General features: G+C 63.4%; 18 protein-coding genes, 1 tRNA gene and 2 pseudogenes. 11 read left to right on the plus strand and 10 right to left on the minus strand.

The genetic code is table 11. The features are described from left to right. Nucleotides 1–328: pseudogene (locus tag ACIPW4_RS25980) on the plus strand (hypothetical protein); the annotation flags it as partial. 227 nt (nt 329–555) lie between these two features. Here the strand turns inward: ACIPW4_RS25980 and ACIPW4_RS25985 are convergent. Beyond that, entirely contained in the window at nt 556–789 is a 234-nt protein-coding gene (locus ACIPW4_RS25985) for a hypothetical protein (protein WP_400663206.1), read from the minus strand. Between the two features lie 178 nt (nt 790–967). Between ACIPW4_RS25985 and ACIPW4_RS25990 the strand changes: the two genes are divergently transcribed. The 8 genes from ACIPW4_RS25990 (at nt 968) to ychF (ending at nt 7,771) form a co-directional block, all read left to right on the plus strand. Further along, nucleotides 968–2,689 (plus strand): tetratricopeptide repeat protein, encoded by a 1,722-nt coding sequence (locus tag ACIPW4_RS25990; RefSeq protein ID WP_400663209.1) that lies wholly within the window; start codon nt 968–970, stop codon nt 2,687–2,689. 4 nt (nt 2,690–2,693) lie between these two features. Further along, the gene (gene lolB / locus ACIPW4_RS25995; protein ID WP_012270479.1) at nt 2,694–3,311 is read left to right on the plus strand and encodes a lipoprotein insertase outer membrane protein LolB; all 618 of its coding nucleotides are present in this window, start codon (nt 2,694–2,696) and stop codon (nt 3,309–3,311) included. A 4-nt stretch (nt 3,312–3,315) separates the two neighbouring features. Beyond that, nucleotides 3,316–4,176, plus strand: coding sequence for a 4-(cytidine 5'-diphospho)-2-C-methyl-D-erythritol kinase (gene ispE / locus ACIPW4_RS26000; RefSeq protein WP_400663212.1), 861 nt, complete (start codon nt 3,316–3,318; stop codon nt 4,174–4,176). Between the two features lie 21 nt (nt 4,177–4,197). Next, nucleotides 4,198–4,272, plus strand: a tRNA-Gln gene (locus tag ACIPW4_RS26005). A gap of 48 nt (nt 4,273–4,320) precedes the next feature. After that, on the plus strand, nt 4,321–5,262 hold the full coding sequence (locus ACIPW4_RS26010; RefSeq protein WP_003247410.1) for a ribose-phosphate pyrophosphokinase: 942 nt from the start codon (nt 4,321–4,323) through the stop codon (nt 5,260–5,262). Between the two features lie 120 nt (nt 5,263–5,382). After that, nucleotides 5,383–5,982, plus strand: a complete 600-nt coding sequence (locus ACIPW4_RS26015) for a 50S ribosomal protein L25/general stress protein Ctc (protein WP_400663214.1) — start codon at nt 5,383–5,385, stop codon at nt 5,980–5,982. A gap of 81 nt (nt 5,983–6,063) precedes the next feature. Then, complete coding sequence (gene pth / locus ACIPW4_RS26020; RefSeq protein ID WP_009686183.1) at nt 6,064–6,648, plus strand: aminoacyl-tRNA hydrolase; 585 nt, start codon at nt 6,064–6,066, stop codon at nt 6,646–6,648. A gap of 22 nt (nt 6,649–6,670) precedes the next feature. Next, nucleotides 6,671–7,771, plus strand: a complete 1,101-nt coding sequence (ychF, locus tag ACIPW4_RS26025) for a redox-regulated ATPase YchF (RefSeq protein ID WP_016484859.1) — start codon at nt 6,671–6,673, stop codon at nt 7,769–7,771. Nucleotides 7,772–7,864: 93 nt separating this feature from the next. On the opposite strand, the gene ACIPW4_RS26030 is transcribed toward ychF, so the two are convergent. Further along, the gene (locus ACIPW4_RS26030) at nt 7,865–8,131 is read right to left on the minus strand and encodes a hypothetical protein (protein ID WP_400663217.1); all 267 of its coding nucleotides are present in this window, start codon (nt 8,129–8,131) and stop codon (nt 7,865–7,867) included. Nucleotides 8,132–8,581: 450 nt separating this feature from the next. On the opposite strand from ACIPW4_RS26030, the gene ACIPW4_RS26035 reads away from it, so the two are divergent. Continuing rightward, nucleotides 8,582–10,300, plus strand: a complete 1,719-nt coding sequence (locus tag ACIPW4_RS26035; protein ID WP_400663220.1) for a SulP family inorganic anion transporter — start codon at nt 8,582–8,584, stop codon at nt 10,298–10,300. Nucleotides 10,301–10,564: 264 nt separating this feature from the next. On the opposite strand, the pseudogene ACIPW4_RS26040 reads toward ACIPW4_RS26035, so the two are convergent. The 8 genes and pseudogenes from ACIPW4_RS26040 to ACIPW4_RS26075 form a co-directional block, all read right to left on the minus strand. Then, a pseudogene (locus tag ACIPW4_RS26040) lies at nt 10,565–10,678 on the minus strand (polyphosphate kinase 2); the annotation flags it as partial. A gap of 140 nt (nt 10,679–10,818) precedes the next feature. Further along, on the minus strand, nt 10,819–12,204 hold the full coding sequence (locus ACIPW4_RS26045) for an aspartate aminotransferase family protein (RefSeq protein ID WP_400663223.1): 1,386 nt from the start codon (nt 12,202–12,204) through the stop codon (nt 10,819–10,821). A gap of 12 nt (nt 12,205–12,216) precedes the next feature. Then, nucleotides 12,217–13,683, minus strand: a complete 1,467-nt coding sequence (locus ACIPW4_RS26050; protein ID WP_400663225.1) for an NAD-dependent succinate-semialdehyde dehydrogenase — start codon at nt 13,681–13,683, stop codon at nt 12,217–12,219. A 36-nt stretch (nt 13,684–13,719) separates the two neighbouring features. Then, complete coding sequence (gene doeB, locus ACIPW4_RS26055) at nt 13,720–14,739, minus strand: N(2)-acetyl-L-2,4-diaminobutanoate deacetylase DoeB (RefSeq protein ID WP_400663228.1); 1,020 nt, start codon at nt 14,737–14,739, stop codon at nt 13,720–13,722. Nucleotides 14,740–14,742: 3 nt separating this feature from the next. Continuing rightward, nucleotides 14,743–15,933 (minus strand): ectoine hydrolase DoeA, encoded by a 1,191-nt coding sequence (gene doeA, locus ACIPW4_RS26060; protein ID WP_400663230.1) that lies wholly within the window; start codon nt 15,931–15,933, stop codon nt 14,743–14,745. A 36-nt stretch (nt 15,934–15,969) separates the two neighbouring features. Further along, nucleotides 15,970–16,962, minus strand: a complete 993-nt coding sequence (gene eutC / locus ACIPW4_RS26065) for an ectoine utilization protein EutC (RefSeq protein WP_400663233.1) — start codon at nt 16,960–16,962, stop codon at nt 15,970–15,972. Between the two features lie 22 nt (nt 16,963–16,984). Next, entirely contained in the window at nt 16,985–17,956 is a 972-nt protein-coding gene (eutB, locus tag ACIPW4_RS26070) for a hydroxyectoine utilization dehydratase EutB (protein ID WP_400663235.1), read from the minus strand. Nucleotides 17,957–18,218: 262 nt separating this feature from the next. Beyond that, the gene (locus ACIPW4_RS26075; RefSeq protein ID WP_400663336.1) at nt 18,219–19,613 is read right to left on the minus strand and encodes a PLP-dependent aminotransferase family protein; all 1,395 of its coding nucleotides are present in this window, start codon (nt 19,611–19,613) and stop codon (nt 18,219–18,221) included. Between the two features lie 241 nt (nt 19,614–19,854). Here ACIPW4_RS26075 and ehuB point away from each other — a divergent pair, with 241 nt between their 5' ends. Then, complete coding sequence (gene ehuB / locus ACIPW4_RS26080) at nt 19,855–20,709, plus strand: ectoine/hydroxyectoine ABC transporter substrate-binding protein EhuB (protein ID WP_400663237.1); 855 nt, start codon at nt 19,855–19,857, stop codon at nt 20,707–20,709. Nucleotides 20,710–20,732: the final 23 nt, after the last annotated feature.

Here is a 20,732-nt window from a genome sequence, read left to right on the forward strand (position 1 = left end):
GCGCGTTCATCAATCCCAGAATGCAGAACTACCACACGCTCAAGGCTGGCCTTGCGCTGAGTGGGCATTCTGCGAACAAGTTCGACGTTCTGAATTCACACATTTACAACAGTGTTGTCAGGAGCGCGAACTGGTCATAGTCGGTGACTGGTCAACGGCTTCCTGTACCTGCCAGGAGGCCTATCTGATGGCGAACGCTGCCACGACACACATGGGGCTGATGCGCAGCGGGCAAGGTGCCGATGAGTTCTTTCTGGATAATTTCGAGTTGCTCAAGAGTCTGCTTGCCCATGCGTCCATGGGCGCAGGCGTGGTCAGCGATGGCTGGATCTGGGCACTGACAGTGGCGAGAGCCATAGGAGGGAAGTATTCAGGTGACTACGCTGGAGAAAAGAGCAAATCCTTCGGTGAATCTCTATATCGGGAAAGCCTGAAGTGAATACGACCTTGGAACCGGGAATAGTAGGAATTTCAATCATTATTCCAATGGCGCTCACATTCATTACCCAGTGCTACGTTGCTCATAAATACACCGAGCTTTTTGAGTCATTTTTATCAAATTGCAAATACATCATAGATAACAGAAAAATCTACAGATTCGCAGGCCTGCCAGGCAAGTTGATACGCACTGGTTCCATATCTGTAGTATTGGCAACGCCCAAATTGTTCATATGGCGAGGACTCGCTAACGCAGAGGAGGTCAAGGCTTTCCCCCGAAAGCATCGATGCATTCTTCTCTGCCTGCTGGCCTTGCATCTGACGCTGCTCTCTGCGCTCGTGCTTTCCCATTTCCTGTTTCCCGTTCAATAACCAATCAACGGAGCGATCTACACCACCGAACCTCTCACCTACCCCGCTGTCCGACCTAGCACCACCCAGGCTGTAAACCACGACCTTCGCAGGTGGGTTTGCCCCCGCGCTTGTGTCATCATGCTCCGACCGCCGGTTAGTCTTTTTAAGCCTCTTTATGAACAGACCCTACGCACTGCTGCTTGCCTTTGCCCTGCTCCAGGGTTGCCAGAGCCTGGCCCCGCACAATGCCGAGCCTCCCGCTGCCGAGGCCGGCCAGGGCGAGGCGGAAAAGCCCGTGGTGTATGGGTCGTTCAAGCAGGACACCCTTTATAGCCTGCTGGTGGCTGAGCTGGCCGGCCAGCGCAACCGCTTCGACATCGCCCTGGCCAACTACGCCGACCAGGCCGAAAAGACCCAGGACCCCGGCGTCTCCGAGCGCGCCTACCGGATTGCCGAGTACCTCGGTGCCGACGAGCCGGCGCTGGACAGCGCGCTGATCTGGGCGAAAAACGACCCGAATAACCTCGACGCCCAACGCGCCGCCGCCATCCAGCTGGCCCGTGCCGGCCGCTACGACGACTCCATGACCTATATGGAAAAGGTGTTGCAGGGCCAGGGTGACACCCACTTCGACTTCCTCGCTCTGTCGGCCGCCGAAACCGACCAGAGCACCCGCGACGGCCTGATGCAAAGCTTCGACCGCCTGCTGGTCAAGTACCCGGACAACAGCCAGCTGGTGTTCGGCAAGGCGCTGCTGCTGAACCAGGACGGCAAGGCCCAGGAGGCCCTCGACCTGCTCGAAGCGCAACCGGCGCAGAATGGCGAAATCGCCCCGATCCTGTTGCGCGCGCGCCTGCTCCAGGCCCTGGACCGCGGTCCGGAAGCGCTGCCGCTGCTGCGTGGGGCCATTCGTGACAACCCGGACGACAAACGCCTGCGCCTGACCTACGCGCGCACCCTGGTCGAACAGGACCGCATGGCCGACGCCAAGGCCGAATTCCTCAGCCTGGTCCAGCAGTACCCGGATGATGACGAATCGCGTTACTCCCTGGCCCTGGTGTGCCTGGAGATGAAGGACTGGGACGAAGCCGAGGTCTACCTGCGCGAGCTGATCGAGCGCGACAGCAACGTCGACGCCGCCCACCTGAACCTGGGTCGCATTGCCGAAGAGCGCCACGACCCGGCTGGCGCCTTGCGCGAATACGCCCTGGTCGGCAGCGGCCCGGACTACCTGCCGGCGCAACTGCGCCAGGCCGACATCCTCATCGCCAACGGCCGCGGCACCGAGGCCTCGCGCCTGCTCGCCGAGGCCCGCGAGGCGCAGCCGGACTACGCCGTGCAGCTGTACCTGATCGAATCGGAAAGCTACAGCAACAACAACAAGGACGCCCAGGCCGACCAGGTGCTGCAGCAAGCCCTCAAGCGCTACCCGGACGACCTCAACCTGCTTTATACCCGCGCGATGCTGGCCGAAAAGCGCGATGACCTGCCGCAGATGGAAAAAGACCTGCGCGCCATCATCGACCGCGAGCCGGACAATGCCATGGCGCTGAACGCGCTGGGCTATACCCTGGCCGATCGCACCAGCCGCTACAGCGAAGCCAAGACATTGATCGACAAGGCCCACCAGCTGACCCCGGACGACCCCGCCGTGCTCGACAGCATGGGCTGGGTCAACTACCGCCTGGGCCACCTCGACGAGGCTGAAAACTACCTGCGCCAGGCGTTTGCCCGCTTCCCCGACCACGAAGTGGCCGCTCACCTGGGCGAAGTCCTGTGGGCCAACGGCAAACGCCGCGAAGCCCGACAGGTCTGGGCCAAGGGCTTTGAAGCCCAGGCCGACAGCCCCATCCTGCGCAAGACTATCCTGCGCCTGACCGGATCCGAGACTCTTTAACGCCATGTTCCTGCGCCATTGCATCACGTTCACCCTGATCGCCCTGTTGGCCGGCTGCGCCGGCTTCGGGAGCCGCGAGGCCCTGCAGGGCCACGGCGACCCACAGCAGTGGCGCGCCCATAAAGAACAGCTGAGCAGCCTCGACGGCTGGCAGATCAACGGCAAGGTCGGCATCCGCGCCCCGCGCGATTCCGGCAGTGGCACGCTGTTCTGGCTGCAACGCCAGGACTACTACGACATCCGCCTGGCCGGCCCGCTCGGCCGCGGCGCCGCTCGCCTGACCGGCCGCCCCGGTGGCGTGGTGCTGGAAGTGGCCAACCAGGGCCGTTATGAAGCCACCAGCCCCGAAGCCCTGCTCGAAGAGCAACTCGGCTGGCAGTTGCCGGTCTCGCACCTGGTCTGGTGGGTCCGCGGCCTGCCCGCCCCCGACAGCAAGAGCAAGCTGACCCTGGACGGCGACAGCCGCCTGGCCAGCCTCGATCAGGACGGCTGGCAGGTGCAATACCTGAGCTACACCGAGCAGAACGGCTACTGGCTGCCCGAACGCCTGAAGCTGCACGGCAAGGACCTGGACGTGACCCTGGTGGTCAAGGACTGGCAGCCACGCCAGCTGGGGCACTGACCCCATGCACACGCTCACCCTGCCCGCCCCGGCCAAGCTCAACCTGTGGCTGCACATCATCGGCCGCCGTCCCGACGGCTACCACGAGCTGGAAACCGTGTTCCAGTTTCTCGACCATGGCGACGAACTGAGCTTCGCCCTGCGCGAGGACGGCGTGATCCGCCTGCACACTGAAATCGCAGCCGTGCCCCACGACAGCAACCTGATCGTGCGTGCCGCGCGTAAATTGCAGGAGCAGTCAGGCACCGCGTTGGGCGCCGATATCTGGCTGACCAAGGTACTGCCCATGGGCGGTGGCATCGGCGGCGGCAGCTCCGATGCGGCGACCACCCTGCTGGCACTGGCTCACCTGTGGCAGCTGGACTGGGACGAAGACCGCCTGGCCACGCTGGGCCTGAGCCTGGGCGCCGACGTGCCGGTGTTCGTCCGTGGTCATGCTGCATTCGCTCAGGGCGTGGGTGAGCAACTGACCCCGGTCGACCCCGAGGAACCCTGGTACGTCGTGCTGGTGCCGCAAGTGTCTGTCAGCACAGTAGAAATTTTTTCACATCCGCAGTTGACACGTGATTCACTCCCCCTTAAGATGCGCCCCGTTCCCGAGGGAAACAGTCGAAATGACTGCCAACCGGTGGTAGAGCAGAGTTACCCTGAAGTTCGCAACGCATTGAATTCTCTGGGTAAATTCACTGAGGCTCGACTAACCGGTACTGGAAGTTGTGTGTTTGGGGCCTTCCCAAGCAAAGCCGAAGCTGATAGAGTTCTGGCCCTTCTTTCAGTGACCCAAACAGGGTTTGTGGCGAAAGGAAGCAATGTTTCGATGTTGCATCGCAAGCTGCAAAGTCTGCTCAAGAAGTCGAGCGCATAAGCGTTCGCAAGCAACAGATACAGGGGCGTCGCCAAGCGGTAAGGCAGCAGGTTTTGATCCTGCCATGCGTTGGTTCGAATCCAGCCGCCCCTGCCATTTTCCTTATACTCATCCAGGTATACCCTCAGCCTTCAGGTACTGCGCGTGTCCAAGATGATGGTCTTTACGGGGAACGCTAACCCCGATCTGGCTCGGCGTGTCGTACGTCAGCTGCATATCCCTCTCGGTGACGTCTCTGTCGGTAAATTCTCCGACGGTGAGATCAGCACTGAGATCAATGAAAACGTTCGCGGTAAAGACGTCTTCATTATTCAGCCGACCTGTGCCCCGACCAACGATAACCTGATGGAACTGGTAGTGATGGCCGACGCCTTCCGCCGCTCCTCAGCATCCCGAATCACCGCCGTGATTCCTTACTTCGGATATGCCCGCCAGGACCGCCGTCCGCGTTCGGCACGTGTAGCCATCAGCGCCAAAGTCGTCGCTGACATGCTCACTGTCGTGGGTATCGACCGTGTTCTCACCGTCGACCTGCACGCTGACCAGATCCAAGGCTTCTTCGATATTCCCGTCGACAACATCTACGGCTCGCCCGTACTGGTCGACGACATCGAAGACCAGCGTTTCGAGAACCTGATGATCGTCTCCCCGGACATCGGTGGCGTTGTGCGCGCGCGCGCAGTTGCCAAGTCCCTGGGCGTCGATCTGGGTATCATCGACAAACGCCGTGAAAAGGCTAACCACTCCGAGGTCATGCACATCATCGGCGACGTCGAAGGGCGCACCTGCATCCTGGTAGACGACATGGTCGACACCGCCGGCACCCTGTGCCACGCGGCCAAAGCCCTGAAAGAGCACGGCGCTGCCAAGGTTTACGCCTACTGCACGCACCCTGTCCTCTCGGGCCGCGCGATCGAGAACATCGAGAAGTCGGTACTGGACGAGCTGGTGGTGACCAACACCGTTCCGCTGTCCGCCGCTGCTCAAGCCTGTGACCGTATCCGCCAGCTGGATATCGCACCGGTTGTCGCTGAAGCGGTACGCCGCATCAGCAACGAAGAATCGATCAGCGCGATGTTCCGCTAAGCGGAGCACGTGTTGATGTGAAGCGCCCCGCCCCAGCACTTGTTGGGGCGGGGCTTTTTTGCCATCCCCGTCTGGCGCTGGTCGCAAACGCCTTTCGGGAGGCTATTTTGGAGAAGCAAAATGACTGATTTCATTCTGAACGCCCAAGCGCGTACTGACCTGGGGAAAGGTGCGAGCCGCCGCCTGCGTCACTCGCAGAGCATCCCTGCCGTTGTATACGGTGGCGATAAAGAAGCCCAATCCCTGACCATCGTGGCCAAGGAAATCGCCAAGCTGTTCGAAAACGAAGCTGCCTTCAGCCACGTTATCGAACTGAACGTCGACGGCGCCAAGCAGAACGTCGTGGTCAAGGCCATGCAGCGTCACCCAGCCAAAGGCTTCATCATGCACGCCGACTTCGTTCGCGTCGTTGCTGGCCAGAAGCTGACCGCTGTTGTTCCAGTGCACTTCATCAACGAAGAAGCACCGGTCAAGAAAGGCGGCGAGATCTCGCACGTTGAATCGCAGATCGAAGTTTCCTGCGAAGCCAAGGACCTGCCTGAGTTCATCGAAGTCGACCTGGCCAACGCTGAAATCGGCACCATCATCCACCTGTCGGACCTGAAAGCTCCGAAAGGCGTAGAGTTCGTTGCTCTGGCCCACGGTGATGACAAAGCTGTTGCCAACGTCCACGCTCCGCGCGTTGCCGCTGAAGCTGCTGACGAAGGCGCTGCCGAGTAATCCACTCGCACGCCGGTGTTGATCGGGTTACAGTGCGCCCCGCGCCCTGTAACCCACCAACTCCAAGGAAGAGCCCCTGACGTGACCGCCATCCAGTTGATCGTCGGCCTGGGTAACCCCGGCCCCGAATACGAACAGACCCGGCATAACGCAGGGGCTCTTTTCGTTGAACGCATTGCCAGCGCCCAGCGTGTATCGCTGACCGCTGACAAGAAATATTTCGGCCTGACGGCTAAGTTCAGCCATCAGGGCAACGACGTTCGTTTGTTGATCCCCACCACCTACATGAACCGCAGCGGCCAGGCCGTGGCGGCATTGGCGAATTTCTTCCGTATCAAACCGGAAGCGATCCTGGTGGCACACGACGAACTCGACCTGCCTCCGGGCGTTGCCAAGCTCAAGCGCGGCGGCGGCCATGGGGGGCACAACGGCCTGCGCGACATCATCGCGCAGCTCGGCAACCAGAACGACTTCCACCGCCTGCGGCTTGGCATCGGCCACCCGGGTGACGCCAAACTGGTCTCCAACTTCGTCCTGGGCCGCGCGCCGCGCGCCGAGCAGGAGAAGCTCGACGCCAGCATCGATTTTGCCCTCGGCGTGCTGCCGGACGTGCTGGCCGGCGACTTCGCCAAGGCCATGCGCGAGCTGCACAGCCAGAAGGCCTGATTTCCTAGAGAGGGGAATACCCATGGGTTTCAATTGCGGCATCGTCGGCCTGCCCAACGTCGGCAAGTCCACCCTGTTCAACGCCCTGACCAAGTCTGGCATCGCGGCGGAGAACTTCCCCTTCTGCACCATCGAGCCGAACAGCGGCATCGTGCCGATGCCCGATGCACGCCTGGCGGCGCTGGCGGAAATCGTCAAGCCCAACCGCATCCTGCCGACCACCATGGAATTCGTCGACATCGCTGGCCTGGTGGCCGGTGCCTCGAAAGGTGAAGGCCTGGGCAACAAGTTCCTCGCCAACATCCGCGAGACCGACGCCATCGCCCATGTGGTGCGCTGCTTCGAAGACGAGAACGTGATTCACGTTTCCAACAGCGTCGACCCCAAGCGCGACATCGAGATCATCGACCTCGAGCTGATCTTCGCCGACCTCGACAGCTGCGAGAAGCAACTGCAGAAGGTTGCCCGCAATGCCAAGGGCGGCGACAAGGAAGCCCTGGCGCAGAAGGCGATCCTGGAAAAGCTGATTCCGCACTTCACCGAAGGCAAGCCTGCGCGCAGCCTGATGAAGAACATGGCTGACGACGAAAAGGCCGTCATCCGTGGCTTCCACCTGCTGACCAGCAAGCCGGTGATGTACATTGCCAACGTGGCCGAAGACGGCTTCGACAACAACCCGCACCTGGACGTGGTCAAGGCCATCGCCGAGGAAGAAGGCGCGGTCGTGGTGCCGGTGTGCAACAAGATCGAAGCGGAAATCGCCGAGCTGGACGACGGCGAAGAGAAGGACATGTTCCTTGAGGCCCTGGGCCTGGAAGAGCCTGGCCTGAACCGCGTGATCCGCGCTGGTTACGAGCTGCTCAACCTGCAGACCTACTTCACTGCCGGCGTGCAGGAAGTCCGCGCCTGGACCGTACGCGTCGGCGCCACCGCCCCGCAGGCGGCTGGCGTGATCCACACCGATTTCGAGAAAGGCTTCATCCGCGCCGAAGTGGTGGCCTATGACGACTTCATCCAGTTCAAGGGTGAAGGCGGTGCCAAGGAAGCCGGGAAATGGCGCCTGGAAGGCAAGGACTACATCGTCAAGGACGGCGATGTGATGCACTTCCGCTTCAACGTCTAAGCGACAGTCTGCGGTACTGACAAACCCCTTGAGGCCCATGGCTTCAAGGGTTTTTTTTTGTGGGGCACACATGCCCTTTCGCGACTTCTGGCATCAATGCCAGGTGATCTCCCCTGCCTCCCGGGTCAGGACCAACTCGGCCAACGCCCTCCCCATCTGCACGTTATGCACACTGTTGACCAGCATGCCGATACCCGGCTCGCCGGCACTCCCGCAGATGTATTCGTCGAGGGTGTCTTCAATGCCGCGCAGCAACTGGATGACGTAGAGCAATGCCTCGGGCGAGGGCATGTCTTTGTTGATGGTGTAGAAAGGCTGGGACGTAACTTTGGCGGGTGGATCGGGAACAAGTTTCTTCATGATTTTTTCTCTCGTTTGCTTACATGGACTACCTCCCCTTTCCCTCTCACAGGATTAGGTGGCAGCTGTACGCGGGGTGAGAGACCGGCCAAACAAGAGCGAAAACCGGCCAGGCACGGGGCCTGCCCGCGCACAGCTACCATGACGGCAATCTCTTGCATGTAGACGGGCTCTCACACCCGGTCGTCAAACCGCGACGACCCGGGGAAATTAGCCCTGATGCTCTACATCCACAACAGAGAAACGGCAGCGGTGTGCGTAGGATAATTCCCAAGCTATCTTGAACTGAAGCATTTGGTTTCAGGATAGGAATTGTCTTACGTCTGAGGGATTGCCGGCGCTGCTTTGCAGCCCTTTCGCGACACAAGGCCGCTCCTACAGGGATATGCGATCTCTGGAGCGGCCTTGTGTCGCGAAAGGGCCGCAGCGCGGCCTCAAGGAGCATCATCCATGCAAGAAAGGCCGCCCCCTGCCCGCTTCGACTGGCAACGCTGGCTCCCGGGCCTTGCCACCTTGCTGCACTACCAGCCCGCCTGGCTGCCCAAGGACATCGCCGCCGGCCTGGTGCTCACCACCATGCTGGTGCCAGTCGGCATCGCCTACGCCGAAGCCTCCGGGGTACCGGGCATCTACGGCCTGTACGCCACCATCATCCCACTGCTGGCCTATGCCCTGTTCGGCCCCAGCCGTATCCTGGTGCTCGGCCCGGATTCGGCGCTTGCCGCACCAATCCTGGCAGTGGTGGTGCAGTACGCCGCCAGCGACCCACAGCGCGCCATTGCCATCGCCAGCCTGATGGCCCTGGTGGCCGGTGCCTTCTGCGTGATTGCCGGGCTGCTGCGGCTGGGCTTCATCACCGAACTGCTGTCCAAGCCGATCCGCTACGGCTACATGAATGGGATCGCCCTTACCGTGCTGATCAGCCAGCTGCCCAAGCTGTTCGGCATCAAGGTCGACAGCGAAGGCCCGCTGCGCGACCTCTGGCACCTTGGCCAGGCACTGTTCGCAGGTGGTGGACACTGGCCAAGCTTCATCGTCGGTTCCACCAGCCTGGCGCTGATCCTGCTGCTCAAACCCTTCAAGCGCCTGCCCGGCATCCTCATCGCCGTGGTGCTGGCGACGCTGGCTGTCAGCCTGTTCGACCTGGATCAGGTGGGCGTGAAGGTACTTGGCCAATTGCCCCAGGGCCTGCCCAATTTCGCGTTCCCCTGGGTCACCGACATCGACCTGGTCGAAGTGCTGCTGGGCGGGATTGCCGTGGCCCTGGTGTCGTTCGCAGACACCAGCGTGTTGTCGCGCTCCTATGCCGCGCGGCTGAAAACGCCCGTCAACCCGAACCAGGAAATGTTTGGCCTGGGCGTGGCCAACCTGGCCTCCGGCCTGTTCCAGGGCATCCCGATCAGCAGCAGTTCGTCGCGCACGCCGGTGGCTGAGGCCGCTGGCTCGAAAACCCAGCTCACCGGCATCATCGGCGCGCTGGCGGTGACCCTGCTGCTGGTCGCACCGAACCTGATGCAGCACCTGCCCAACAGCGCACTGGCCGCCGTGGTGATCGCGGCGGCCCTTGGCCTGTTCGAGTTCGCCGATCTCAAACGCATCTTCCGCATGCAGCAATGGGAGTTCTGGCTGTCGTTCACCTGCTTCGTCGGTGTCGCAGTGTTCGGCGCCATCCCGGGTATCTGCATTGCCGTGGCGATATCGGTGATCGAATTCCTGTGGGACGGCTGGCGGCCGCATCACGCGGTGCTCGGGCGCGTCGATGGCACCCGTGGCTACCACGACATGAAGCGTTATCCACAGGCGCGGCGGATTCCGGGGCTGGTGCTGCTGCGCTGGGATGCGCCGCTGTTCTTCGCCAATGCCGAGCAGTTCCAGGGTACGGTGCTGGCGGCGGTGGATGAATCACCGACCCCGGTGCAGCGGCTGGTGATTGCGGCGGAGCCGGTGACCAGCATCGATATCACCTCGGCGGACATGCTCGCCGAACTGGACCGGGCGCTGGAGGCTCGGGGGGTGGAGCTGCAGTTTGCCGAGATGAAAGACCCGGTGAAGGACAAGATGAAGCGCTTCGAGTTGTTCGAGCATATGGGCGAGCGGGCGTTTCACCCTACGGTCGGGGCTGCGGTGGATGCCTATCTGGCGGATACCGGGATTGACTGGAAGCCTTGAATTGCCTGTGCTGGCCTCTTCGCGGGCTTGCCCGCTCCCACAGGGATCGTGCTGTACCTGTAGGAGCGGGCAAGCCCGCGAAAGGGCCAGTACAAGAGTGCTAGGCAGCCCGAACCCGGCGCCGGTCGATCCAGATCAACATGGCACTGTCCTGCACCGACTGCCCGAGCAGGATCAACATGGTCGTCAGGCAGCTCACCCAATACGCCGGGCTCTGCCGGGTCTCTACCGCACGGTAGAGCCTGCGCGCCTGCCAGAGCACGACTCCTGCAGCTTCACGAGCTCCACGTGCAGTTTCCTGAGCGCCTGCTCATAGGCTTTGCCGCCCAGTTTTTCTGCCTGCTCTTTCGCATCTTTCTGCTTGGACGGCTTGGCCATGGCACCCTCATGAAGGCGAATGAAGAGTCAGTATGGTCGATTCATGGCAACTTGCCGTTTCGCTTGTTGGGCAAACTGCCGCACCCTGACAGCCCTTGCTTCACCAGCTTGTGGGGGCCGCTTGGCGGCCCCTGCAGTGCTTAGCCGAGCACCTTGCCGGCCACCTCGTCGACGGCCGCCTTGGTGATGGCGACGATCCGCTCGGCATCCTCCTCGGTCAGCACCAGCGGCGGCGCAAAGCCGAGGATGTCGCCATGGGGCATGGCCCGGGCGATCATCCCGCGCTCAAGGCACGCTGCCGAGACTTGCGGCCCGACTTTCAGCGCCGGGTCGAACGCCGTGCGCGCCTCGCGATCGGCCATGAACTCGACCGCGCACAACATGCCGTCACCGCGCACTTCGCCTACCAACGGGTGGCCCTCGAAGGTCTCGCGCATGCGCCGGTTGAGATGGGCCCCCACCACTTCGGCGTTCTCGGTCAGGTGCTCGCGCTCGAGAATGTCCAGGTTGGCCAGCGCCGCCGCCGCGCAGATCGGGTGCCCAGAGTACGTCCAGCCATGGCCCATCGGGCCAGCCTTCTGCGAGCCCTCTTCGATCACGCTCCACACCTTCTCGCCGACGATCACTGCCGACAGCGGCGCATAGGCGCTGGTCAGACCCTTGGCCGTGGTGATCAGGTCCGGGCGGATGCCATAGCGCTGGCTGCCCATCTTCGAGCCCAGACGGCCGAAGGCACACACTACCTCGTCGGCAATCAGCAGCACGTCGTAGCGATCCAGCACGGCCTGGATCGCCTGCCAGTAACCCTTGGGCGGCACGATGATGCCGCCGGTGCCCATCAACGGTTCGCCGATGAACGCCGCAACGGTGTCGGGGCCTTCGGCGAGGATCATCTGCTCCAGCGCTTCGGCGCAGTACTGCACGAAGGCCTGCTCATCCATGCCGGCTGGCGCCTTGCGATACCAGTGCGGGCAGACCGTGTGCTTGACGCCTTCCACCGGCAGGTCGAAGTGCTGGTGGAAGCTGGCCAGGCCGGTGAGGCTGCCGGTCATGATGCCCGAGCCGTGGTAGCCGCGGTCGCGGGAGATGATCTTCTTCTTTTGTGGGCGGCCGAGGATGTTGTTGTAGTAGCGCACCAGCTTGACCTGGGTCTCGTTGGCGTCGGAGCCCGACAGGCCGTAATAGACCTTCTTCATCCCCGCCGGCGCCCAGTCGATGATGCGGCTGGACAGCTCGATGATCGCCTCGGTCGAATGGCCGACATAGGTGTGGTAGTACGCCAGCTCCTTGGCCTGGCGGTGGATCGCGTCGGCGACCTCGGTGCGCCCGTAACCGATGTTCACGCAGTACAGGCCGGCGAAGGCATCGATCAGTTCACGGCCTTCGTGGTCACGCAGTCGGATGCCCTCGGCACCGGTGATGATCCGCCCCTTGAGCGCGCCGCTGGCGTGGTCGTGGGCATGGGTCGAGGGGTGCATGAAGTGGGCGCGGTCCTGTTCGAACAGCTGGCTGAAATCTTGGCTCATGGCAAACGCTCCTTAGAACTGACCGTGGTGGTGCAGGCAAACGTATTTGGTTTCGACAAAGGGCTCGAAGCCCTCGCTGCCGCCTTCGCGGCCCAGGCCCGAAGCCTTCATGCCGCCGAACGGGATGGGGTGGCCGGTGAACTTGACGCCGTTGATCGCCACCATCGCGTGGTCGAGCCGGCGCACCAGCGGGTGCACCACATCCAGGCGGTTACCGACGATGTAGGCGGCCAGTCCGTACTCGGTGTCGTTGGCCATGGTGATGGCCTGCTCCAAGGTGTCGAACGGCATGACCCCGGCAATCGGCGCGAAATTTTCTTCCTGGTAGATACGCATCGCCGGGGTGACATCGGCCAGCACCGTCGGCTGGAAGAACCAGCCACCCAAGGCATGCCCTTCACCGCCGGCCAAGCGCCGGGCACCACGTTGCAGGGCATCCTCGACCCGGGCCTGGGTGGTATCGAAGGCGGCCTGGTGCATCAGCGGGCCGATCTCTGCCGCCGTTTCCTCGCCATCGACCATCGCCGGGCCGACCGGCAGTGCCCGCACCGCCTCGGCGAAGCGCGCCAGGAAGGCTTCGTACAGCGGCCGCTGCACCATGATCCGGTTGGCCGCGCAGCAGTCCTGGCCGGAGGTCTGGAACTTGGCCGCCACGGCCACACGCACGGCCAGTTCAAGGTCGGCATCGGCACAGACGATGAACGGCGCATTGCCACCCAGCTCCAGCGCCACTTTCTTCACATCCTGGGCTGCGGCCTGCAGCACCAGCTTGCCGACCCGGGTAGAACCGGTGAAGCTGACCGACCGTACACGGCTGTCACGCACCAAGGTTTCCATGGCCATCTGCGGCTCGCCGATCACCACGTTGAATACCCCTGGCGGGAAGCCGGCATCCTCAGCCAGTTGCGCCAGCGCCAGCGCCGAGAACGGTGTTTCATGGGCGGGCTTGACCACCACCGTGCAACCGGCGGCCAGTGCCGCAGCAGCCTTGCGGGTGATCATGGCACTGGGGAAGTTCCATGGGGTGAGCAATGCGCAGACGCCGACGGGTTCCTTCACGGTGCTCAGCTGGGCACCTGCGATATGGCTGGGTAGGGTCTGGCCATTGAGGCGTCGGGCCTCCTCGGCAAACCAGGGTATGAAGCTTGCCGCATAGGCGATTTCAGCGCGCGCTTCGGCCAGCGGTTTGCCCTGCTCCTCGCTGAGGATGCGTGCCAGTGCCTCCTGGTGTTCGAGCATCAGCTCTGCCCAACGCCGCAACAACGCCGCGCGACACTCCAGGCTCTGCTGGCGCCAGGCAGGGAACGCCCGCTCGGCGGCATCCACGGCGGCGACGATCTGCTCGTGCTCGAGCAGCGGCACATGGTCGATGACCTGCCGGCTGGCCGGGTTGTGCACGGCGATGCTGTTGCCGCTGAGGCTGTGCAGCCATTGGCCGTCGACATGGCACAGGCTTTTGAATGGGTAGTGGTGTGACATGACTGTTCTCCATACCTCGTTGTCGTGGCGCCGGGTCTAAGCCAGTACGTCGGCGATCACCGCCAGGGTGTCGCCGCACTTCACCAGCCCGGGGAAATGCCGGGCGGCGAGCAGGCCACTGCGGCGGGCGCGGTACTCGACCGGCGCGCCACCGGTGCGGCGGATGTCATGGATGCGGGCAATCACCTCACCCTGGCTGACCGTCTCGCCCAGGTCGCGGCACATTTCCAGCAGGCCGTCGTGCTCGCTGGCGATGAAGCAGTCGCCATCGGGCATGTCGAGCAGGATGGTCTCGCCTTGCTCCATTTCGCCGGCGAGGATGCCGGCGTGAATCAGCAGGTTGCGCACGCCACGTTCGGCCAGGGCCACGCTTTTGGCTGTGGAGGTGCCGCCCCCGCCCAGCTCGGTGGTAACGAACACCTTGCCCTGCTCTTCGGCGGCGGTGTCGTACATCGCCTGCGCATCCAGTTCGAGCATGCGCATGCTGTACGGCGCGCAAAACGCCTGCATGCCGGCCTCACAGCGGGCCTGCTGGGCCTTGTCGGGCAGCACATGGCATGCGGCGAACGGCAGAAAGTCGAGGGTGCGGCCACCGGAGTGGATGTCCAGAACGATATCGGCCAGCGGCAGCAAGGTGCGCCGGAAGTAGTCGGCGATCTTCTCCGTCACGCTGCCGTCGGGCCGGCCGGGGAAGCTGCGGTTGAGGTTGCCACGGTCGATCGGCGACGTGCGGGTGCCGGCCTGGAACGCGGGCGTGTTCATGAACGGCACGATGATCACCCGGCCGCTCACCTGCCCGGCCTGCAGCTGCTGGGCCAGTTTGCTCAGCGCCACCGGGCCTTCGTATTCGTCACCGTGGTTGCCGCCAGTGAGCAAGGCGGTCGGGCCGTTGCCGTTCTTGACCACGGTCAGCGGGATCATCACTGCGCCCCAGGCCGAGTCGTCACGAGAGTACGGCAGCTTGAGGAAGCCGTGCTGCACACCGTCCTGTTCGAAATCCAGGGTGCAGCTGATCGGGTTGGCCAGCGTAACGGCGGCCTGTGCGATTGCATTCATGGGTCAGTCCTTCACGAACAGCTGGCGCGGCACGTTGCACAGGGTCTCGACCCCGGTCTCGGTGATGAGGATGCTCTCGGTGATTTCCAGGCCCCAGTCGTCCATCCACAGCCCTGGCATGAAGTGGAAGGTCATGCCAGGTTGCAGCACACTGGAGTCGCTCGGGCGCAGGCTCATGGTGCGCTCGCCCCAGTCAGGCGGGTAGCTGATACCGATCGGGTAGCCACAGCGGCTGTCCTTGTGGATGCCGAACTTCTCCAGCACGCGGAAGAACGCCCGGGCGATATCACCGGTGGTGTTGCCTGGCCGCGCGGCATCGAGGCCGGCTGCGATGCCTTCGACCACGGCCTTTTCGCCTTCGAGGAAATGTTGCGGCGGCTTGCCCAGATACACGGTGCGCGACAGCGGGCAGTGGTAGCGCTTGTAGCAGCCGGCAATCTCGAAGAAGGTGCCGGCACCCCGGGTGAACGGCGAATCGTCCCAGGTCAGGTGCGGCGCGCTGGCGTCGGCCCCGGTCGGCAACAGCGGCACGATGGCCGGGTAGTCGCCGCCATGGCCATCGACACCAAGGATGCCGCTGCGGTAGATCTCGGCCACCAGTTCGTTCTTGCGCATGCCGGGTTCGATGCGTTCGAGGATGCACCCATGCATCTGCTCGACGATGCGCGCGGCGATACGCATGTAGTCGATTTCCTGCGCCGACTTGACCGCGCGCTGCCAGTTGACCAGCCCGGCGGCATCGCTGAAGCGCGCCTGCGGCAGGTGCTTGCACAGCGCCTGATAGGCGGCGGCGCTGAAGTAGTAGTTGTCCATCTCCACGCCGATGCACAGGCCGCCCCAACCCTTGGTCAGGATCACCTCCTGGCACAGGTAGTCCATTGGGTGGCGCTCGCGCGACTGCACGTAGATGTCCGGGTAGCCGACGATGTTGTCGTGCTGCATGAACACCGTGCGCTTCGCGCCGTTGGCGTCCTGCCCGCGGCCGAACCAGATCGGCTCGCCATCGAGCGCCAGCAGCACGCATTGGTGCACGTAGAACGACCAGCCGTCATAGCCGGTCAGCCAGGCCATGTTCGATGGGTCGGTAACCAGCAACAGCTCCAGGCCCTGCGCCTGCATGGCGGCGCGGGTCTTGGCCAGGCGCTGGGTGTATTCCTGCCGGCTGAACGGCAGGTTGACCACTGTCTGTGACATACGGATGCCCTTCTTGTGAGTGGGTGGCGAAAGGTGTCAGCTGAGAAACGCCAGGCCTTTGTTGGCGGCGACTGCACGCTCGAAGGCCAGGTTGGCGATGGCGGTGTCCTGGGCGCCGGTGCCGGTCAGGTCGCACAGGGTGACCTCCTCTGCGCTGGCACGGCCCGGGTGCAGGCCAGCAATGATCTGGCCCAGTTCGTAATGCTCGGCCTTGTCGCTGATCGCGCCGGTACGCAAGGCGTGGTGCAGCTCACCGAGCACGCGGGTCTGGCTCAGGCGGTCGGCGACATAGCGGTCGAGCCGGGCCAGGGCCTGGGGTGCGATTTCGTTCTTGTGCTCGGCGTCCGAGCCCATGGCGGTGATGTGCAGGCCAGGTTGCAGGTGATGAGGCTGAATCAGCGGTTGGCGACTGGGCGTGCAGGTGATGGCGATGTCGACCGCCTGCATGGCCTGGTCGACACTGTCGCAGGCCAGCACCTGCAACTGCCCGTCACGGCCCAGGTCATCACACAGGGCTGCGGTCTTGTCGGCATCGCGGCCCCAGACCTTGACCTGCTCGATCGGCCGTACCAAACGCAGCGCCTGCAATTGCAAGCGGGCCTGTTCGCCACTGCCTAGCAGTGCCACGCGCCGGCTGTCCTGACGTGACAGCCAGCGTGCGGCCACCGCGCCGGCTGCCGCAGTCCGCACTGCGGTGAGGTAGCCGTTGTCGAGAAGCAAGGCATCGAGCAGGCCGGTACGTGCCGACAGCAGCATCATCATGCCGTTGAGGCTGGGCAGGCCGAGCTTGGGGTTGTCGAAAAAGCCCGGGCTGACTTTGATCGCGAAGCGCTCCAGGCCCGGCAGGTAAGCCGTTTTCACATCCACTTCGCCGTTGTGCTCAGGTATGTCCAGGCGCAGGACCGGCGGCATCGCCACCTTGGCCGTGGCGAGCAGGGCAAAGGCCCGTTCGATGGCATCGACCGCATCACGGTCGAGTGAGATACAGCCACGCAGATCGGCTTCGCTAAGCAAGGTGATGGCCGGCATTGCACTACCTCCAGTGAAGAAATCAGGCGTCGCCGCCATGGATGACGCGCAGGTGTTGTGCGCTGTCGACATTGCGCCCACTGACCACCACCACGACCGGCCCACGGGCCGGCACCAGGCCGTCGAGCAGCGCGGCGATACCAACCGCGCCGGCGCCTTCGAGCACCAGCCGCTCGTGCAGGTAGGCATGGCGCATGCCGTTGGCGATCGAGGTTTCCGGCAGCAGGTGAAGCTGATCGAGCAAACGCTGAGTCATGCCCAAGGTGTGCTGGTTGCCCAGGCCGATACCGCCACCGAGCGAGTCGGCCAAGGTCGGCAATTCCTCGACCTCGACCGGGCAGCCAGCCTGCAGGCTGGCGTGCATCGCCGCACCGCGCTGCATGCTGATGCCGTGGGTGGTGATCGCCGGGTTGATGCTTTTCAGCGCCAGCGCCACACCTGCGAACAGGCCACCGCCAGAGAGCGGGATCAGCACCTGCTGCACCTCGGGCAACTGCTCGATGATTTCCAGGCCCAGGGTGCCCTGGCCAGCGATGACGTGGGGATGATCGAAGGGCGGAATCAACGCTGCGCCATGTTCGTCGGCATGCCGTTGCGCGGCCTGCTGGGCATCGTCCTGGGAGTGGCCGACGATGCACACCTCGGCGCCCAGGTCGCGGATGGCCTGAACCTTGTTGGCCGGCACCAGGAGCGAAAGGAACACGGTTGCCTTCACACCCAGTTGCGCAGCAGCGTGGGCCACTGCCCGCCCGTGATTGCCGGTGGAAGCGGTGACCACGCCGCGCGAACGTTGTTCGGCGCCGAGGGCGGCGATGGCATTGCTGGCGCCGCGCAGCTTGAAACTGCCGGTGGTCTGCAGGGCTTCGAGCTTCAGGTAGACCGAAGTACCCAGGTGGCGTGACAGGCTGGGTGACAGCTCCAGCGGCGTGCTACGCACAAGGCCGTGGATATGCTGGCGGGCGAGGTAGAGATCGTGAAGCGAAAGCGCTGACATGACCGGGACCCAACAAGTGACCTGATGTTGGGCGGAGTGTATGAGGCGAAAATTGTCGTGATGAATGTACTAGGTCAATTTGCCTGAGATTTTTGCCTGTGCCCACTTGCGCTCGCTTTTGTGGGAGCGGCCTTGCGTCGCGAAAGGGCTGCGCAGCAGCCCCGACATTGTGTGATCAGAGCAAAGATCCTGGGGCCGCGCTGCGGCCCTTTCGCGACGCAAGGCCGCTCCCACAACTGACCGCGCTGGCCGATCAGTCAAATTAGAGCTCATGGATCTGCGGGTACTGGCCGAACAGCTCGCGCATATCGCCCAGTGCCTGGCGCAGCTTGGCTTCGGAACACTCGGCGCCCACACACAGGCGCACTGCCCGTGGCCGCGGCGTGCCGCGCACGAGGAATGGCTCGGGTGGCGTCACGGCAATATGCCTGCGGCGCAAGGCCCGCACCAGGCTGTCCACTTCCCAGCGTTCGGGAATGTCAAGCCACGCGCCCAACGCATGGGCATGCTGACCGCGCACGTACTCGCCGAGGTACTCGCGCAACAATGCCTGCCGCTCCCCCAGCAACTTGCGCTGCAGCTCCACCAGCTGCATGGCACGCCCATCGTTGATCCAGCGCGAGGCGATCTCCGCGACCAACGGCGTGGCCATCCAGCTGTTCACCCGCAGGATGCTTTCGGTGCGCAATGCCAGGCGCTTGGGCATCGCCAGGTAGCCCACGCGCAGGCCGGTGAGTACCGACTTGGTCATGCTGGTGCAATAGAACGACAGCTCCGGGGCATACGCACTGAGCGGCCGCGCATGGCGCCCGCCCAGCAACGGCCCGTAGACGTCATCTTCGATGATGTGCACGCCAAAGCGCCGAGCGATTGCGGCGATCTCCTGGCGCCGGCTGTCGGGCATCACGCTGACGGTCGGGTTATTGAGGTTGGGTGTGCAGACCAGGGCGGTCACTCGTTCGTTGCTGCAGATATCCTCGAAGTGCTCCGGGTCGATGCCCTCGCGGTCCATCTCCAGGCCCTTGAGGGTGAAGCCGAGTACCTGTGAGTTGCCAATCACGCCATGGTCGGTCAGGCCCTCGCAGAGCACCACATCGTCTGGCCCGGCCAGCGAGGCCAAGGCCAGGAAGATGGCATGGGCCGCGCCATTGGTGACCAGCACATCGTCGCGTTCGACCTGCATCCCCAGCCCGTCGAGCCAGCGCACCGCCGATTCGCGATGGCTCTCGAAACCGGCGATAGGCCGGTAGGCATGGATCCATGGCTGCTCCTCCTCCACGGCCAGCTCGGCACAGGTGTCGCGCCATATGCGTTCATGTACCTGGGTATGCATGATGCGGGTGATGGAGAAGTCGACCAGGGTACGTTCGGGCAGGTCGATGATGTCATCCGACACTCGGTCGCTCATGCGCCGGCTGACGAAACTGCCACGGCCGATCTCGCAGCGCACCAGGCCCTGGCGCTCCAGTTCCTTGTAGGCGTTGGTCACGGTCTGCACGCTGATGCCCAAGGCATCGGCGACCTGCCGCTGCGGCGGCAGGCGCTGGTCGTGGACCAGTACGCCACACTCGATCTCGCCAGTGACGGCCTGCACCAGGGTCTTGTATTTGGACTCGCCGATGCGGGCGGCGTCGAGGGCTGCCTTCCAACTCTGCATCATGATGTTCGCTTCGCTTGCAGGGGCCAGGTTCACAGCATCCTCCCTGCACGCCACTTGGGCAATTGTCCTAGTGCAATGACATCGCCGTTTCAGCTTTTGTATGCTCCGTCCAAGGTCGACACCCCGCTGCCCGGCAGCCTCGAACAAACGACCGGCCCTGCTTCTCGCTGTTTTGCTCCACTGCCTCCTAACACAGAGCCGTCGGCGACGGTTTTTATAACAAACAGGAGATTCATTGATGAGCCAGCCTTTCAACGTTTCACGCCCACTCCAGCGTCTGTTGGTGGCATGCGCCACTTTCGCCGTGCTGGCCAGCGCCCAGGCCGCCAGCCTGGACCAGATCAAGGAAACCAGCCGTATCCGCATCGGCTACGCCAACGAAACGCCATTCGCCTACACCGAGACCGATGGCCGGGTTACCGGTGAGTCGCCGGAAATCGCCAAGGTCATCTTCGAGAAGATGGGCATCAAACAGGTCGATGGCGTGCTCACCGAGTGGGGCTCATTGATTCCGGGCCTGCGCGCCGGGCGCTTCGATGTGATTGCCGCCGGCATGTACATCACCCCGGCACGCTGCAAGCAGGTGATCTTCACCGACCCGCAGTACGCCCTGCCCGACACCCTGCTGGTGGCCCAGGGCAACCCGAAGAACCTGCACAGCTATGCCGACATCGCCAAGAACCCGGACGTGAAGCTGGCAATCATGGCGGGCACGGTCAACCTCGCCTATGCCCGCGACTCGGGCATCAAGGACGCGCAGATCCTGCAGGTACCGGACACCACCGCCCAGTTGCAAGCCGTACGCGCCGGCCGCGCCGACGCCGCCGTGGGCACCCAGCTGACCATGAAGGGCCTGGCCAAGAAGGGTGGCGACAAGGTCGAAGCGATCGCCGACTTTACCGATGACCCGGCCCACACCGGCTACGGCGCCCTGGCCTTCCGCCCCGAAGACAAGGCACTGCGCGATGCGGTCAACGCCGAGATGAAGAAATGGCTGGGCAGCGAGGAGCACTTGAAGACCGTCGCACCGTTCGGCTTCGACCGCTCCAACGTGACCGACAAGACCGCCGCCGAGCTCTGTGCCCAGCAGTGAATCGAGGTGGCATGGCGCTTGCC

Source organism: Pseudomonas sp. NPDC089996, assembly GCF_044748405.1.
Taxonomy (GTDB): domain Bacteria; phylum Pseudomonadota; class Gammaproteobacteria; order Pseudomonadales; family Pseudomonadaceae; genus Aquipseudomonas.

Bases quoted from the DNA above. Each gene is read 5' to 3' on its own strand.
- ACIPW4_RS25985 (WP_400663206.1), bottom strand. From the start codon at position 789: ATGGGAAAGCACGAGCGCAGAGAGCAGCGTCAGATGCAAGGCCAGCAG.
- ACIPW4_RS25990 (WP_400663209.1), top strand. From the start codon at position 968: ATGAACAGACCCTACGCACTGCTGCTTGCCTTTGCCCTGCTCCAGGGT.
- lolB (WP_012270479.1), top strand. From the start codon at position 2,694: ATGTTCCTGCGCCATTGCATCACGTTCACCCTGATCGCCCTGTTGGCC.
- ispE (WP_400663212.1), top strand. From the start codon at position 3,316: ATGCACACGCTCACCCTGCCCGCCCCGGCCAAGCTCAACCTGTGGCTG.
- ACIPW4_RS26015 (WP_400663214.1), top strand. From the start codon at position 5,383: ATGACTGATTTCATTCTGAACGCCCAAGCGCGTACTGACCTGGGGAAA.
- ychF (WP_016484859.1), top strand. From the start codon at position 6,671: ATGGGTTTCAATTGCGGCATCGTCGGCCTGCCCAACGTCGGCAAGTCC.
- ACIPW4_RS26030 (WP_400663217.1), bottom strand. From the start codon at position 8,131: ATGAAGAAACTTGTTCCCGATCCACCCGCCAAAGTTACGTCCCAGCCT.
- ACIPW4_RS26035 (WP_400663220.1), top strand. From the start codon at position 8,582: ATGCAAGAAAGGCCGCCCCCTGCCCGCTTCGACTGGCAACGCTGGCTC.
- ACIPW4_RS26045 (WP_400663223.1), bottom strand. From the start codon at position 12,204: ATGAGCCAAGATTTCAGCCAGCTGTTCGAACAGGACCGCGCCCACTTC.
- ACIPW4_RS26050 (WP_400663225.1), bottom strand. From the start codon at position 13,683: ATGTCACACCACTACCCATTCAAAAGCCTGTGCCATGTCGACGGCCAA.
- doeB (WP_400663228.1), bottom strand. From the start codon at position 14,739: ATGAATGCAATCGCACAGGCCGCCGTTACGCTGGCCAACCCGATCAGC.
- doeA (WP_400663230.1), bottom strand. From the start codon at position 15,933: ATGTCACAGACAGTGGTCAACCTGCCGTTCAGCCGGCAGGAATACACC.
- eutC (WP_400663233.1), bottom strand. From the start codon at position 16,962: ATGCCGGCCATCACCTTGCTTAGCGAAGCCGATCTGCGTGGCTGTATC.
- eutB (WP_400663235.1), bottom strand. From the start codon at position 17,956: ATGTCAGCGCTTTCGCTTCACGATCTCTACCTCGCCCGCCAGCATATC.
- ACIPW4_RS26075 (WP_400663336.1), bottom strand. From the start codon at position 19,613: ATGCAGAGTTGGAAGGCAGCCCTCGACGCCGCCCGCATCGGCGAGTCC.
- ehuB (WP_400663237.1), top strand. From the start codon at position 19,855: ATGAGCCAGCCTTTCAACGTTTCACGCCCACTCCAGCGTCTGTTGGTG.